Source organism: Pseudomonas palleroniana, from assembly GCF_022836895.1.
GTDB classification, from domain to species: domain Bacteria; phylum Pseudomonadota; class Gammaproteobacteria; order Pseudomonadales; family Pseudomonadaceae; genus Aquipseudomonas; species Aquipseudomonas palleroniana.
Map to the genome: position 1 here is coordinate 6055583 of NZ_CP092411.1, position 15334 is coordinate 6070916.

At 62.2% G+C, this 15334-nt stretch carries 11 protein-coding genes; 4 read left to right on the forward strand and 7 right to left on the reverse strand.

Features of this window, described 5'->3' with window-relative positions; translation table 11 throughout:
• Positions 1-103 precede the first annotated feature (103 nt).
• From MJP36_RS27290 to nadE, 3 genes are all read left to right on the forward strand, one after another.
• Positions 104-994: a LysR family transcriptional regulator gene (locus MJP36_RS27290; RefSeq protein ID WP_060755084.1), complete on the forward strand. Its 891-nt coding sequence runs from the start codon at positions 104-106 to the stop codon at positions 992-994.
• Positions 995-1202: 208 nt separating this feature from the next.
• Positions 1203-2417, forward strand: a complete 1215-nt coding sequence (pncB, locus tag MJP36_RS27295; RefSeq protein ID WP_060755085.1) for a nicotinate phosphoribosyltransferase — start codon at positions 1203-1205, stop codon at positions 2415-2417.
• Positions 2418-2420: 3 nt separating this feature from the next.
• Positions 2421-3248: an ammonia-dependent NAD(+) synthetase gene (nadE, locus tag MJP36_RS27300; protein ID WP_244384517.1), complete on the forward strand. Its 828-nt coding sequence runs from the start codon at positions 2421-2423 to the stop codon at positions 3246-3248.
• Positions 3249-3368: 120 nt separating this feature from the next.
• Here nadE and azu read toward each other — a convergent pair whose 3' ends face one another.
• Positions 3369-3815: an azurin gene (gene azu, locus MJP36_RS27305; protein WP_060755087.1), complete on the reverse strand. Its 447-nt coding sequence runs from the start codon at positions 3813-3815 to the stop codon at positions 3369-3371.
• A 332-nt stretch (positions 3816-4147) separates the two neighbouring features.
• On the opposite strand from azu, the gene MJP36_RS27310 reads away from it, so the two are divergent.
• Positions 4148-4330, forward strand: a complete 183-nt coding sequence (locus MJP36_RS27310; RefSeq protein ID WP_060755088.1) for a hypothetical protein — start codon at positions 4148-4150, stop codon at positions 4328-4330.
• 46 nt (positions 4331-4376) lie between these two features.
• Here the strand turns inward: MJP36_RS27310 and MJP36_RS27315 are convergent, their stop codons facing one another.
• From MJP36_RS27315 to MJP36_RS27340, 6 genes are all read right to left on the reverse strand, one after another.
• On the reverse strand, positions 4377-5267 hold the full coding sequence (locus tag MJP36_RS27315; protein ID WP_060755089.1) for a transglutaminase family protein: 891 nt from the start codon (positions 5265-5267) through the stop codon (positions 4377-4379).
• Positions 5267-7753, reverse strand: coding sequence for a circularly permuted type 2 ATP-grasp protein (locus MJP36_RS27320; RefSeq protein ID WP_104995363.1), 2487 nt, complete (start codon positions 7751-7753; stop codon positions 5267-5269). Before MJP36_RS27320 ends, MJP36_RS27315 begins: the two co-directional genes overlap by 1 nt.
• A 182-nt stretch (positions 7754-7935) precedes the next feature.
• The gene (locus MJP36_RS27325; RefSeq protein WP_244384518.1) at positions 7936-11226 is read right to left on the reverse strand and encodes a transglutaminase family protein; all 3291 of its coding nucleotides are present in this window, start codon (positions 11224-11226) and stop codon (positions 7936-7938) included.
• 187 nt (positions 11227-11413) lie between these two features.
• Positions 11414-11863 carry a hypothetical protein gene (locus tag MJP36_RS27330; RefSeq protein WP_060755092.1) on the reverse strand — a complete coding sequence of 150 codons (450 nt, stop codon included), beginning with the start codon at positions 11861-11863 and terminating at the stop codon, positions 11414-11416.
• The gene (locus tag MJP36_RS27335; protein WP_244384519.1) at positions 11860-12765 is read right to left on the reverse strand and encodes an Ssp4 family T6SS effector; all 906 of its coding nucleotides are present in this window, start codon (positions 12763-12765) and stop codon (positions 11860-11862) included. The genes MJP36_RS27330 and MJP36_RS27335 overlap by 4 nt, the downstream gene beginning before the upstream one ends.
• A 240-nt stretch (positions 12766-13005) precedes the next feature.
• Positions 13006-15309 (reverse strand): YgiQ family radical SAM protein, encoded by a 2304-nt coding sequence (locus MJP36_RS27340; protein ID WP_060755094.1) that lies wholly within the window; start codon positions 15307-15309, stop codon positions 13006-13008.
• Positions 15310-15334: the final 25 nt, after the last annotated feature.

Sequence of the window (15334 nt, forward strand, 5' to 3'; positions counted from 1 at the left end):
CGATCCAGAGCTTATTTGTAGCTGGCCCAAGACTTGCCAACAAACGACGATTAGGCGAGATATCATTCCGTTTATTCATGCAAAGCATCAGACGAGGCGTGCCGTGCTGAACAAAAGACATTTGCCTTCGATCACCGCCCTGCAGTGTTTCGAAGCCGCCACCCGCCATTTGAGCTTCACCCGCGCCGCCGAGGAGTTGAACCTCACGCAGAGCGCGGTGAGCAAGCAAGTGGCGCAACTGGAAGAACTGCTGCAACACCTGCTGTTCCGCCGAGTACGCCGCCGCCTGCAGATGACGCCGGCAGGGGATCTGTACCTGGTGGAAGTGCGCAAGATCCTCACGCAGGTGGAGATGTCCACCCATTACCTGCGTTCCTACGGCGGCGAGACCGAGGTGTTGCGTGTCTCCACGCCGTACACCTTCGGCGCACGCTGGCTGGTGCCACGCCTCAAGGGCTGGCGTTTGCGTCACCCGCAGATCCACCTCGACCTGTGCAACGAGCAGGCCCCCGATGAACTGCTGCAAGGCAAGGCGGACATGGCCTTTTACTTCGGCCAGGGCTCACGCGCCGGCACCGAGAGCCTGAAACTGTTCAGCGAGGAATTGGTGCCGGTGTGCGCGCCGGAGAGCCTGCCGGCCAAGCCGTTCAGTGATCCGACCCAACTGAGCGAGCTGGTACTGCTGCAAAACGCGTCACGCCCCCAAGGCTGGCACGACTGGTTCGCAAGCCAAGGCTACCAGACCGAACACAGCTACCACGGGCCGCGTTTCGACACCTTCTATATGTGCATTCGTGCGGCACAGGTGGGCTGTGGCGTGGCGCTGCTGCCACGGTTTCTGGTGGAGGAAGAGCTGGCCGAGGGCAAGCTGGTGATTCCCTGGCAGCATGCAATGCCAAGCCAGGACGCGTATTACCTGGCCTATCCCGAGCACTCGGCAGAGGTGCCCAAGGTGCGCGAATTCGTGAAATGGATGATGGAGCAAGTGGCTTAGTACCCGGGATACCGCAATCGGGAGCAAGGCCCCTCCCACACTTGGCATGCATTCCAACCTGTGGGAGGGGGCTTGCTCCCGATGAGGCCAGTCGTCACACCCGAAAAAATCACTGGCAAAACCCCATGGGTCTATGCGCCACTAGCGCCATTCCTTAATCGTGCGTAACGGCCGGCGCCCCTCGCCGCCCCGTCTGGAGATTCCCATAATGAGCGAGAGTGTGTTTGCCGATCGCATCGTGCAGAACCTGCTCGACACCGACTTCTACAAGCTGACCATGATGCAGGCGGTGCTGCACAACTACCCCAACGTGGAAGTTGAATGGGAATTCCGTTGCCGTAACAGCGAAGACCTGCGCCCGTACCTGGCGGAAATCCGCTACCAGATCGAGCGTCTCGCCGAACTGAGCCTGAGCGCTGACCAACTGAGTTTCCTGGAGCGCATCAGTTTCATGAAACCGGACTTCCTGCGTTTTCTCGGGTTGTTCCGCTTCAACCTGCGTTACGTGCAAACCGGCATCGAGAACGGCGAGTTGTTCATCCGCCTGCGCGGGCCGTGGCTGCACGTGATCCTGTTCGAAGTGCCGATGCTGGCCATCGTCAGCGAAGTGCGTAACCGCTACCGCTACCAGACCGTGATCCTGGAACAGGCCCGCGAGCAGCTGTATCGCAAGTTCGACTGGCTCACCGACAACGCCAGCAGCGACGAGCTGTCGGAGTTGCAGGTGGCCGACTTCGGCACGCGTCGACGCTTCTCGTACCGGGTGCAGGAAGAAGTGGTCAATGTGCTCAAGCATGACTTCCCCGGGCGATTCGTCGGCACCAGCAACGTGCACTTGGCCCGCGAGCTGGGCATGAAACCCCTGGGCACCATGGCCCACGAGTGGATCATGGCGCATCAGCAACTCGGCCCGCGCCTGATCGACAGCCAGATCGCCGCGCTCGACTGCTGGGTCCGCGAATACCGTGGCCTGCTGGGGATTGCCCTGACCGATTGCATCACCACCGATGCGTTCCTCGGCGACTTCGATTTGTACTTCGCCAAGCTGTTCGACGGCCTGCGCCACGATTCCGGCGACCCCGTGCAGTGGGCCGAGAAAGCCATCGCCCACTACCATAAGCTCGGTATCGAGCCGATGAGCAAGACCCTGGTGTTCTCCGACAGCCTGACACTGCCCAAGGCCCTGGAGATATTCCGTGCGCTGCGCGGTCGGATCAATGTGAGCTTCGGCATCGGCACCAACCTGACCTGTGATATCCCAGGGGTTGAGCCGATGAGCATCGTGCTTAAAATGACGGCCTGCAATGGCCAGCCGGTGGCGAAGATCTCTGATGAGGCGGGCAAGACCCATTGCACCGACCCGAATTTCGTCGCCTATTTGCGTCACGTTTTCAAAGTACCTGCCCTATCCAGCAAGGAGTGAATCATGCAAGCCGTACAGCGTGAGATTGCGCAGCAGCTCAAGGTCCAAGCGCCGTTCAAAGACCCGGCCGCCCTTGAGGCCGAAGTGGCTCGCCGCGTGGCTTTTATCCAGGATTGCCTGCGCAATTCCGGGCTCAAGACGTTGGTGCTGGGCATCAGCGGCGGCGTCGATTCCCTGACCGCGGGCCTCCTGGCCCAGCGCGCGATGAAGGAGCTGCGCGCCACCACCGGTGACGAAGCCTACCGCTTTATCGCCGTGCGCCTGCCTTACGAAACCCAGTTCGACGAACACGATGCCCAGGCTTCGGTGGACTTTATCGAGCCGGATGAGCGCCACACCGTGAACATCGGCCCGGCAGTGAAGTCCCTGGCCAATGAAGTGGCGGCGTTTGAAGGCAAGGCGGCGGTCTCCCGCGATTTCGTACTGGGCAACACCAAGGCGCGCATGCGCATGGTCGCGCAATACACCATCGCGGGGGCTACGGGTGGGCTGGTAATCGGCACTGACCATGCGGCGGAAGCGGTCATGGGCTTTTTCACCAAGTTCGGTGACGGGGCCTGTGACCTGGCGCCGCTGAGCGGGCTGGTAAAGCATCAGGTGCGAGCGATTGCGCGGCACTTTGGCGCGCCGGAGTCGTTGGTGGAGAAGGTGCCGACGGCCGACCTGGAAGACCTGTCACCGGGCAAGCCGGACGAGGCGTCCCACGGCGTGACCTATGCCGAGATCGATGCGTTCCTGCACGGCGAGCCGGTACGTGAGGAAGCGTTCAAGATCATTTGCGATACGTATCGCAAGACCGAGCACAAGCGGGTGACGCCGTTTGCGCCTTGAGGCGAACTCGATAGTGTTGGGTTGATTTGCAGAATGTCATCGGGGGCAAGCCCCCTCCCACACTTGGAATGCATTCCAACCTGTGGGAGGGGCTTGCCCCCGATGAACGATGACGCGGTCTTACTTGACGGTCACAGTGCCTTTCATCATCGAGATGTGGCCCGGGAACGAGCAGAAGAACGCATAGTCGGTACCCGCTGCCAGCTTCGACACATCGAAGGTCACCGAGTCTTTCTCGCCGGCACCGATGATCTTGGTGTGGGCGATGATGCGGGTGTCGCCGTCTTTCAGGTAGTTCTTGTCGAGACCGGCGGCCATGCCGTCGCTGGCGATACCTGGCATGTCGGCAGCGGAACTCAGCACCCAGTTATGGCCCATGACGTTTTTCGGCAAGCTGCCGGAGTGGGTCAGCTCGACGGTGAATGTCTTGCAGCTTTTGTCGATTTCAATGGCCTTGGTGTTAAAGGACATTTGATCAGTGGAGTCGACGGTGACCTTGCACTCTGCAGCAAGCAACTGGCCGCTCGCCAGAGTCAGCAGGGAAACAGCAACGAGTTTGGCAAACATGTGAATCTCCAAGGCAGGGTTTAAAAAACGCGGATTGCGACAAGGGTGCCTCAAGCAGGCAGGAATTCTTATGATCTGAATCAACAGATTGTATACAACTTTAGGCTATCAGCCGTATCAACACAATCTACCAGCCAAAGTACTACGACCTGTCTATGATCGGCCCATCACCCAACGGAGTCCGAGCCATGCACCTCAATCAACTGTTCAACGGCCTGTTCGCGGCCTACGCCTGCGGTAAGTGAAGGCCAAGCGCGCTGCTAAGCTGCTACCATGGCAACCCAAGGCAGCCGAGCGCCGCCACCCTCACCTTCGACCCTAGAGGATCGCCCATGGCCAAACCTAATTACTCCTTCGCCAAACGTCAGAGAGACTTGGCCAAGGAGCAGAAGAAAGAGGAAAAACTGCAACGCAAGAAAGCCGCCGCAGAAGGAGAAGCGAACGCGCTGAACCATGATGTGGATGGTGAAGAGACGAACGACGAGGCTGAAACACCAAAGGATCCGGCGCAATAAATTGCTTTGTGGTGAGCAGGCCCGACCGGCTCACCACAATCCAGGGTCATTGCAGCGGCATCACCGTCACCCGCACCTCCGGGTCATGGCTCCCCCCTCCCAGAATCACCCCTCGCAACGGCGATACATCTGAGAAATCCCGGCCCCAGGCCAGGGTGATGTGCTCCAGTGCCGGCTGCACGTTGTTCGTCGGATCGAAATCCACCCAGCCCGACACCGGGCAATACACCGAAACCCAGGCATGGGACGCGTCCGCGCCGATCAGACGCGGCTGCCCCGGCGGTGGCTGGGTCAGCAGGTAGCCGCTGATGTAGCGCGCCGCCAGGCCCCGCGAGCGCAGGCAGGCGAGCATCAGGTGGGCAAAGTCCTGGCAGACGCCGCGGCGGCGCTCCAGCACTTCCACCAGGGGCGTGGCGACCTGGGTGGCTTCGGCATCGAACGTGAACTCACTGAAGATCTTCTCCATCAACGCTTGCGTCCCCAGCAGCAACGGCATGCCTGGGGGGAAACAGCTTTCGGAGAACTCAACGAAGGTTTTCTTCAAGTGCACGTAAGGCGATTCAAAGCGATAGCGGCAGGCTTCGATCAGTGGCGCCGACATCGGCTGGCTGCTGTAGGTCAGGCTGTCACGGGTCTGATCCCAGGCGGGTGACTGCTCAAAGTCCAGCGCCGGCCGCGCCAGCACCTCTACGGTCAGCCCGGCATTCACCAGCAGCTCGTCATGAGGCCGTTCGAACGCGAGACGGGTGATTGGGTTGCCGAACACGTCCAGCTCATCCCGCCGCGAAGACGGCTGCGGGCTGATATCCAGTTGCTGCGAACTGCAGCGCTGCCAGGCGCAGGGCCTGGGCCACAAGTGTGCCAATTGCTGAGCCAGGGACACCGGGCTGTCATAGTGGTAATGGGTATCATGGAAAATCTGGTAGCGCGCACTCATCACACCGACACCGTTTGTTGGCTGACATCATCCACATGGGCAAAGTGACGCAACGCCAGGCGATCCGACACCTGCCCACTCTCATCGGCCACCGCCTGCAGCAGGTCGGCCAAGCCGTCCAATGCGGCGCGTACGCTGGACTCGCCGAACAGCGGGTTCTCCAGGCAGCCCAGGTCAAACCGCGTCAGGCGCTCCACCAGAGGCCCGAGGCCGGTTTCCCGTGGCACCCCGAAGTCATCGTTGAGACGGCGCAGGGTACGGCTCACCAATTTGAGCTGGAACAGCACGGCATGGGGGTTCTGCTCATCCAGCAGCAACAAGTCGAGCACCGGAATCAATTGCGGCACCGCCAGGTAGCGAGAACGATAGGTGATGCTGCTGTTACCCAGCTCCAGCAACCATTCCAGCCCCGCCTGATCGAACACCGCCATACCGCGCAGGAACGCCGCGAGGCTGCTGCTCAGAAATTGCAGGCGCTCGATGCGCCGCCCCATCATCAAGAAGCGCCAGCCTTCGTCGCGGGTCATATCGTCCAGGGCAAACCCGGACAGCGCCGCCAGCGACATCACCAAACGGTTGAGGAAGTCCAGCAGCTCGCCAAAGTCCGGCACTTCGCTTTCCAACTCCAGCGCTTCGCGTTGCAGCTCCACCAACGCCTGCCAGTTTTCCCGCGACAACTTACCGCGCACCTGGGACGCCGCCCACTGCAAACGCTGCAGATTGGCGCGCAGGCTCGACGGCCAGTCATCGCCCAGCAAGGCCGCCAACAGGCGTTCAGGCAACTCGCCCTCCTCCGGCAACAAGTGCAGGCTGTCACCCAGCTCGACCGCCGCCTGCAACGCCTGCGGATCGTCACCGTCGACATAGCGCGCCAACACGATGCGCAGCCAGCGCGCGCTGTTATCACAGCGCTCGCAATAACGACCAAACCAGAACAGGTTCTCCACCACCCGCGACGGCAGATAAGGATCGCGGCGCACCAGGTCATGCACACCGATCGCACGCTGTGCGCGCCAATGCTCGCCCCCGGCGGCGCGTTCGCCGAGCACCCAGGTGTCTTTGCTCGCGCCACCGCGCTGCATCGACACCACTTCGGCATCCGCCTCGGCCGCCACGCGGGTCAGCCCGCCCGGCAGCACGCGATAACCTTCCTCACTCGCCACGGCGTAGACGCGCATGCCAATGGCGCGGTGTTGCAGGTGGTCATCCACGGTATGCCACACCGGAGCCTGGGACAGTTGCGCCAACTCCTGGGCGACATACGCATAGGGTCGCGCACGCATGCGTTCGGCCAGGGCCTCGCGTTGTTCGTCGTTCAAATCACGCCCGAAGACCGGGGTGAAACTTTGCGAAGGAAACGCCGGTTTGATCAACAGTTCCGGGAGTTTCTCCAAGGCTTTTGCGAGCACCGGCCCCTCGCCGCACCACCAGGTGGCGATGGACGGCAGGATCAATGCTTCGCCAAATAAAAACTCGTTGATCTTCGGCAAGAAGCCGAGCAGGCCCGGGGACTCCAACACACCGCTGCCCAACGCATTGGCCACCAATACGTTGCCCTGGCGCGCCGCATCCAGCAGGCCGGGCACGCCGAGGGCCGAGTCGGTGCGCAATTCCAGCGGGTCGCAGAAGTCGTCATCCAGCCGGCGCATGATGGCGTGCACCCGGCGCAGGCCACTGAGGGTTTTGAGGAACACCGTGCTGTCACGCACGGTGAGATCACCGCCCTCCACCAGCGGGTAACCCAGCTGGCGCGCAAGGTAGAGATGTTCGAAATAACTTTCGTTGAAGCGCCCCGGCGTGAGCAACACAATCAGCGGCGGCTGGTCATCGCCAGGCGCCTGGCGAGCCAGGGTTTCCTGCAGGGTGCGGAAGAAACCGGTGAGGTGCTGCACTTGCAGATCGCGGTACAGGTCCGGGAACGCACGCGACACGATAGTGCGGTTTTCCAAGGCATAACCCGCACCCGACGGCGCCTGGGTGCGGTCGGCGGTGACCCACCAGCGGCCATCCGGCGTACGCGCCAGGTCCACCGCATACAGGTGCAGGAACGTCCCCTGCGGCGGCTGGATACCCTGGCACGGCCATAGGAAGTTGTTATGCCCGAACACCAGCTCGGCCGGCAGCAAGCCTTCCTTGATCAAGCGTTGCGGGCCGTAGAGATCGGCCAGCACGGCATTGAGCAGGCGTGCACGCTGGGCGATCCCCGCAGCGAGGTGCTGCCATTCATCGGCAGCCAGCACATGGGGCAGCAGATCCAGTTCCCACGGGCGGTCGGCGCCCTTGGGGTCGGCGTAGACGTTGTAGGTCACGCCGTTTTCCTGGATCTGCCGGGTCAACAGGGCCTGACGCTGGGCCAGTTGCGCAGGCGTACTGCGTTGCAAGTGGTCGAGCAGGCGCTGCCAATGGGCACGCACCGCACCGCTGTCATCCAGCAGTTCGTGATAAGTGCCCGCAGTCAGCGGGTAACGGTCGAGCAAGTCGGACATGGAACGCTCGGCAGGGCAAAGGGGGTCAAAGTCACCGCAGTCTAATGTGGACAGGGTTTGTGTGGCGAGGGAGCTTGCTCACGCTGGGCTGCGTAGCGGCCCCGGAGATCCCGGGAGCGCTTCGCACTCCAGCGGGAGCAAGCTCCCTCGCCACACAAGCGCCGGCTCATAGTTGATCCGCGTCAGTCATTTTTATTGGGAAAACGCCGCAAATCCAGGGTCATCGGTAACTCATCGTTGATGACCACCGGCGGTACAGGGAGCTTGCCCGGACTATGGCCAAGACGGAAAAACCGCGCCATGCGCCGGCTCTCGGCTTCGTTGGCGTTCACCGGCAAGCTGTCGTAATTCCGCCCTCCCGGGTGGGCCACATGGTATTGGCAGCCGCCGAGGGAGCGTTGCATCCAGGTGTCGAGCAGGTCGAACACCAGCGGCGCATGCACCGGGATGGTCGGTTGCAGGCAGTTGGCCGGTTGCCAGGCGCGGTAACGCACGCCGGCGACAAATTCACCGACACGCCCGGTGGCTTGCAGCGGCACCGCAATACCGTTGCAGGTCAGCAGGTAGCGTTGCGGCGCCAACCCGGTGAGTTTCACTTGCAGGCGTTCCAGCGACGAATCCACATAGCGCACCGTACCGCCCGCCGCGCCCTCTTCGCCCAGCACGTGCCAGGGTTCGAGGGCCTGGCGCAGTTCCAGCTCGATGCCACCGACCGCGTAGTCGCCGACCTTGGGGAAACGAAACGCCAGATGCGCCGCAAACCATTCGGCACGCAGCGGATAACCGGCGGCATTCAGCTCGACGATCACATCGGCAAAGTCCTGCTCGATAAAGTGCGGCAGCAGGAAACGGTCATGCAGCTCGGTACCCCAGCGCGCCAGTTTCGGCGGCGCATAAGGTTCGCGCCAGAAACGCGCGGCCAAGGCGCGCAGCAGCAGTTGCTGGGTCAAGCTCATGCGCGCATGGGGCGGCATCTCAAAAGCGCGCAGCTCCAGCAGGCCCAGGCGGCCGGTGGCACCGTCGGGCGAGTAAAGTTTGTCGATGCAGAATTCCGCGCGGTGGGTGTTACCCGTCACGTCGATCAACAGGTTGCGCAGCAGGCGATCGACCAGCCACGGCGGGCACTCTTCGCCGGGCGCCGGCATTTGGGCGAAAGCGATTTCCAGCTCGTACAGCGCGTCGTTACGCGCCTCGTCGACCCGCGGTGCCTGGGAGGTCGGGCCGATGAACAACCCGGAAAACAGGTAGGACAGCGAAGGGTGGTTGTGCCAGTAGCTGATCAGGCTGCGCAGCAGATCCGGCCGGCGCAGGAACGGTGAATCCTTGGGCGTTGCGCCGCCCATGACAAAGTGGTTACCGCCACCGGTGCCGGTGTGGCGCCCGTCGATCATGAATTTTTCGGTGGTCAGGCGGGTTTGTCGCGCTTCTTCGTAGAGGAATTCGGTGCGCTCCACCAACTCGTCCCAGGTGGCGGACGGTTGCACGTTGACCTCGATCACACCCGGGTCCGGCGTGACGCGAAAGTTGCTCAGGCGCATGTCAAACGGCGGCTCGTAACCTTCCAGCAGTACGGGGCAATGCAACTCTTCGGCGGTGGCTTCGATGGCGGCCACCAGCTCCAGGTAATCCTCGACGCGCTCCAGCGGCGGCATGAACAGGTACAGGCGCCCGCCCCGCGCTTCAGCACACAGCGCGGTGCGGGTCAGCCAATCGGCGGACTCATCCACTGTGGGCACGCGCTCGTCGCCAGGCGCGGGCTCGTCGTGACTCTTCAGTTGCGCAGGCGTCGGCAGCTCCGGTTGATCCTGATTGGGGTCAACCGGATGCACGAAGGGATACTCCGCCGCGCTCACCCATGGTTGCGACGCCAATGGCAGGCGGTAGCCGAGCGGCGAGTCCCCCGGCACCAGCCGACAGTGGTTATCGCGCAAGTACCAGCGCCCGCTCTGCCAACGATCATTGGCCGCCGTGCGCGCCAGCGGCAGCACGTGGCCGATGACTTTATCCAGGCCCTGGCTGAAGACTTTGCGCAGGCGTTCGCGCTCCAGCTCATCGCTCAGGCGCGGATCCTGGGCGGTGACGTTTTGCGGCAGCGCGCCCTCGCGCCACAGGTAGTAGAAGTTGTCTTCGAAGGCCGGGAACACGAAACGCGCAGGCAGCTTGAGGCGCTCGGCGACGCTGGCCAGGAAGCGCCCGGCCAGCGCGTCGTCGGCGCCGTAGTCCTGCTGTTCATCGGCGATCAGCGCAGGGTTGTGCCAGATCGGCACCCCGTCGCGGCGCCAGTAACAGTTGAGCGACCAGCGCGGCAGTTGCTCGCCGGGGTACCACTTGCCCTGCCCGAAGTGCACCAGCCCCGTCGGCGCGTAGTGCTTGCGCATGCGCTGGAACAGCTCGGCAGACAGGCGCCGCTTATTCGGCCCCAGCGCGGCGGTGTTCCACTCGGCACCGTCGGGGTCGTCGATGGAGACAAAGGTCGGCTCGCCGCCCATGGTCAGGCGCACGTCATCCTTGAGCAGGTCACTGTCGATCTGACGGCCCAGCGCCTGGATCGCCAGCCACTGCTCTTCGGTGTAGGGCTTGGTCACCCGTGGCGCTTCCCAAATGCGCTCCACCGACATTTCATGGGTGAATTCGCACTCGCACGGTTCCACCAGCCCACTGATCGGCGCGGCAGAGGATGGGTCGGGACTACAAGCCAAAGGAATATGACCTTCACCGGCGAACAACCCGGAAGTGGCATCCAGGCCGATCCATCCTGCACCGGGCAAATACACTTCGCACCAAGCATGCAGGTCGGTGAAGTCCACGTCGGTGCCGGACGGGCCGTCGAGGGCTTTGACGTCGGCGGTCAGTTGGATCAGGTAGCCGGACACAAATCGTGCCGCCAGCCCGAGGTTGCGCAGCAATTGCACCAGCAGCCAGGCCGAGTCGCGGCACGAACCGGAAGCGTTTTCCAGGGTGAACTCCGGGGTTTGCACACCGGGCTCCATACGGATCAGGTAAGCGATATCGCTAGCCAACCGCTGATTGAGCGCCACCAGGAAGTCCACCGCCGGCAGCGGCGTACGGTCGATGCCGGCCAGGTAGGCGGCAAACGTCGGCGTCAGCGGCAGGGTTTCCAGGTATGGCGCCAACTCGCGCTGCTCGTCGGCGGCGTAGCTGAAAGGGATTTTTTCGGCATAGGGCTCAAGGAAAAAGTCGAACGGGTTGAACACTGCCATCTCGGCGACCAGGTCGACTTCGATACGCAGCTCGTCAGTTTTTTCCGGGAACACCAGCCGTGCCAGGTAATTGCCCTGGGGGTCTTGCTGCCAATTGATGAAATGCTGCTCGGGCAGCACTTTCAGCGCGTAGGACAGTATCCGCGTGCGGCTATGGGCCGCCGGACGCAAACGCACGATCTGCGGGCCGAGTTCTACCGCACGGTCGTAGCGGTAATGGGTGACGTGGTGCAACGCGACATGAATCGACACGGCGGCCTCCTGCGAGCCAGGGCATGGAAACAAAGCGCGCAAGACTTATGCCAGAGCAGCGGTCATTGCGCTTTATCGTAGGACCCGGTGCAGTACAGCACCAAAACGGCGCCCAGGTGAGTGCCGTGGTGCGAGGCTCGCACATAATTGTGGCGAACCTGCGAAGACAGGTGGCGAATCTACCCAGTCAATGGGTTTTGCGTTGAGCGATCATGGTTTCACGCAGGTGACGGACCTCGACCAGCTTCTGGCGCATTTCACGGTGGCGCTTGCTGTTGAGCAATAACAACCCCATCAGCGGGAAAAACACTCCCGAGCCGTAAGCCAGCGCATGAAGGTGATACTGAATCATCGGCAATACAAACAGCAGACAGCCGCCCAGGTAAACCGCCACCAGGCCAGTGGCCCAGGTGCGTCCGCGCGCAATCATGACGTTGCTGAATACGATCACGACTACCAGCAGCAGGATCAGCAGCCCGGAGTAGCTGGACTTGAGCGCCGGATCAGCGTCGCGCCAATAAGTCACCCCTGCCATGGACACAGCAGACGAACCGGAAAAGATCGCCATGAAGATCGTGCCCATGAAAACCGGAAAATAGCGGCGCAGGAAGGCCGCCATGTCGGGAAAACCGCTCATTCCGTCAGGTCCTCGTACAAGCCGATCGCCAGGGTACTGGCGGTGCCCACGTTACCGCTGCGATAGCTGCCCACGATACCCAGCAGGCCGCCCAGCGCATCCTTCATCTGGGTGAGGGTGGCGTGACGAATTTCGGTGGACGTATAGCTCTTGGTCAATTTGCCCGCGCGCTGCTGCAACTTGAGCAACTTGGGCGTGAGGCTGGGATCGCGCAGGCTTAACAGCTCCTTGGTCAGCTTTTTACGCTCCTGACGGCTCAAGCCCTTGAGCAACTGGTACCAACTCTTGCCAAGCGCGGCGGCCTTGTTGGCCTTGAGCAGTTTCACGGTTGTGAGCGCGCCGGTCCCGATACCCACCAATGAGACCGCATCGAGCACGGGGGAAACGGCGTTGTACCACTCGGTATCGTCCAAGCGATCGTTAGCGTCGGGGTCAAGAATCTCGTTGTAGGTGCGCGCTACACCGAACCCACATTGCGCACTGCCGGCCAGCGCCGCCGTCACGCCAATGCCGACCACAAAAGCGCTGGCACCCGCCGTGAACGGCACCGCAACGCTACCGCTGAACACCACAATCCAGCCGATCACGGCGGCGCCGCAGGACAAGCCCATGTCGAACACCTCTTTCCTCAGGCGCTCTTCTCGCGGGTCGGTCTTCACCTGCTCGACAAACTGAGCTGGCGCGATGTACTTCTGCGCCTCACGGATAATGACGCGCTTGGGCTTGATGCTGCAGATGGGCTTGAATTCACGCAGGGTCACGACATTAAAGTCGGCGTCGATGTACACGACACCCGCGCCGACAATGCCGGGGTCGGCGTCAATGGCCGCAAACAGGCGCGGCAGGTTGATCTGGCTTTCGATGCGCTGGCGGGCCATGAACTGGGAGCGGTTGAAGTCCATGCCGATGCTGGCCAGGGGGGTTGCCCATGGGTGTTCTTCCTTGAAAAGAGGGGGGTGACTGGACTGACGCTATCGGGGGCAAGCCCCCCTCCCACCCTTTGATGTGTGAACCCGATCCAATGTGGGAGGGGGCTTGCCCCCGATGACGGCTCAATGGGCGACACCTTAACAAACAGGCTACCCAACGCCTAGAAAGCAAAACGCCAGCACGAGGCTGGCGTTTTGCGTTTCAAGCTGCGATCAACGCGGCACGACCGGCTTGCGGGCAGGCTTCTTGCCTTTGCCCTTGGCCGCATCGGTGCGCTCCTTGGCGGCTTGCTTGTTGCGCGCCTGGGCTGCGGCCTTGGCTTGCTCGCGCTTGTCCCACGGGTTGCTGCCGTCGCTGCCACGCGGTGGCAGGCCGGTGTGCTGGGTCAGGACCCTGGTGGTGGTGTCCTTGGCGACCTTGTGGCTGCCTGCCGGTGTCGAGTTCTTGCGACGGGCGCTCTGGTAGCTGTCGGTAGCCGGTTGATGCAGCGGGATCAGTTGGTCCTTGCCCGGCCCGATCAGGTCGGCACGGCCCATGCGGGTCAATGCCTCACGCAGCATCGGCCAGCCTTTCGGGTCGTGATAACGCAGGAACGCCTTGTGCAGGCGGCGCTGCTCCTCGCTCTTGACGATGGTCACCGCGTCGCTCTTGTAGGTAACCTTGCGCAGCGGGTTCTTGCCCGAGTGGTACATCGCCGTGGCCGTGGCCATCGGTGACGGGTAGAACGCCTGCACCTGGTCGGCGCGGAAGCCGTTGCCCTTGAGCCACAGGGCCAGGTTCATCATGTCTTCATCGGTGGTGCCGGGGTGAGCCGCGATGAAGTAAGGAATCAGGTACTGCTCCTTGCCCGCTTCCTTGGTGTACTTCTCGAACATGCGCTTGAACTTGTCATAGCTGCCAATGCCCGGCTTCATCATCTGGTTGAGCGGACCTTCCTCGGTATGCTCCGGGGCGATCTTGAGGTAGCCGCCGACGTGATGGGTGACCAACTCCTTGACGTACTCCGGCGACTCGACGGCCAGGTCGTAACGCAGGCCGGAGGCGATCAGGATCTTCTTCACACCCGGCAATGCACGGGCGCTGCGGTACAGCTGGATCAACGACGAATGGTCGGTGTTCAGGTTCGGGCAGATGCCCGGGAACACACACGATGGCTTGCGGCACGCAGATTCGATTTCCGGGCTCTTGCAGGCGATGCGGTACATGTTCGCGGTCGGGCCGCCGAGGTCGGAGATCACTCCGGTAAAGCCGGGAACCTTGTCGCGGATCTCTTCGATCTCGCGAATGATCGACTCTTCGGAGCGGTTCTGGATGATGCGACCTTCGTGCTCGGTGATCGAGCAGAACGTGCAGCCGCCGAAGCAGCCACGCATGATGTTCACCGAGAAACGGATCATGTCGTAGGCCGGGATTTTTTCCTTGCCATACGCCGGGTGCGGGATACGTGCGTAAGGCATGCCGAACACGTAGTCCATTTCTTCGGTGGTCATCGGGATGGGCGGCGGGTTGAACCACACGTCCACTTCACCGTGCTTCTGCACCAGGGCGCGGGCGTTGCCCGGGTTGGTCTCCAGGTGCAGCACGCGGTTGGCGTGGGCGTAGAGCACGGCGTCGTTGCGCACCTTTTCCACCGAGGGCAGGCGGATCACGGTCTTGTCGCGGGTCATCTTCGGGCTGGCCAGGATCTGCACGACCTTGGCCTCCGTCGGATCTTCAACCGGGCCCTTTTCCTGCTCGATGGCGCAGGCCTGGGTGTCCTGGGTGTTCACATACGGGTTGATGATCTTGTCGATCTTGCCCGGACGGTCGATACGGGTGGAGTCCACTTCGTACCAGCCCGCCGGTGTATCACGGCGTATGAATGCGGTGCCGCGTACGTCGGTGATGTCTTCGATCTTGTGGCCCCACGACAGGCGCTGGGCAACCTCGACGATCGCCCGCTCGGCGTTGCCGTACAGCAGGATATCGGCGCTGGCGTCGATCAGGATCGAGTTTCGCACACGGTCCTGCCAGTAGTCGTAGTGGGCGATGCGGCGCAGGGAAGCCTCAATGCCGCCGAGCACGATCGGCACGTGCTTGTAGGCTTCCTTGCAACGCTGGCTGTACACCAGGCTTGCACGGTCCGGGCGCTTGCCGGCCATGCCGCCGGGGGTGTAGGCGTCGTCGGAGCGGATTTTCTTGTCGGCGGTGTAGCGGTTGATCATGGAGTCCATGTTGCCGGCCGCGACGCCGAAGAACAGGTTCGGCTCGCCGAGCTTCATGAAGTCGTCTTTGGACTGCCAGTTCGGCTGGGCAATGATCCCGACGCGAAAGCCCTGGGACTCCAGCAGCCGGCCGATGATCGCCATGCCGAACGACGGATGGTCAACGTAGGCATCACCGGTGACGATGATGATGTCGCAGGAATCCCAGCCAAGCTGATCCATCTCCTCCCTGCTCATCGGCAGGAACGGCGCTGGACCGAAACACTCGGCCCAGTACTTGGGATAGTCAAATAACGGCTTGGCTGTTTGCATGACGGTGACCGGTGTTGAGATGAAA

What these genes read in the sequence shown, in the direction of transcription:
- MJP36_RS27310 (WP_060755088.1), top strand. Translation starts at nt 4,148, where the DNA reads ATGGCCAAACCTAATTACTCCTTCGCCAAACGTCAGAGAGACTTGGCC.
- MJP36_RS27320 (WP_104995363.1), bottom strand. Translation starts at nt 7,753, where the DNA reads ATGTCCGACTTGCTCGACCGTTACCCGCTGACTGCGGGCACTTATCAC.
- nadE (WP_244384517.1), top strand. Translation starts at nt 2,421, where the DNA reads ATGCAAGCCGTACAGCGTGAGATTGCGCAGCAGCTCAAGGTCCAAGCG.
- azu (WP_060755087.1), bottom strand. Translation starts at nt 3,815, where the DNA reads ATGTTTGCCAAACTCGTTGCTGTTTCCCTGCTGACTCTGGCGAGCGGC.
- MJP36_RS27340 (WP_060755094.1), bottom strand. Translation starts at nt 15,309, where the DNA reads ATGCAAACAGCCAAGCCGTTATTTGACTATCCCAAGTACTGGGCCGAG.
- MJP36_RS27315 (WP_060755089.1), bottom strand. Translation starts at nt 5,267, where the DNA reads ATGAGTGCGCGCTACCAGATTTTCCATGATACCCATTACCACTATGAC.
- MJP36_RS27330 (WP_060755092.1), bottom strand. Translation starts at nt 11,863, where the DNA reads ATGAGCGGTTTTCCCGACATGGCGGCCTTCCTGCGCCGCTATTTTCCG.
- MJP36_RS27335 (WP_244384519.1), bottom strand. Translation starts at nt 12,765, where the DNA reads ATGGACTTCAACCGCTCCCAGTTCATGGCCCGCCAGCGCATCGAAAGC.
- pncB (WP_060755085.1), top strand. Translation starts at nt 1,203, where the DNA reads ATGAGCGAGAGTGTGTTTGCCGATCGCATCGTGCAGAACCTGCTCGAC.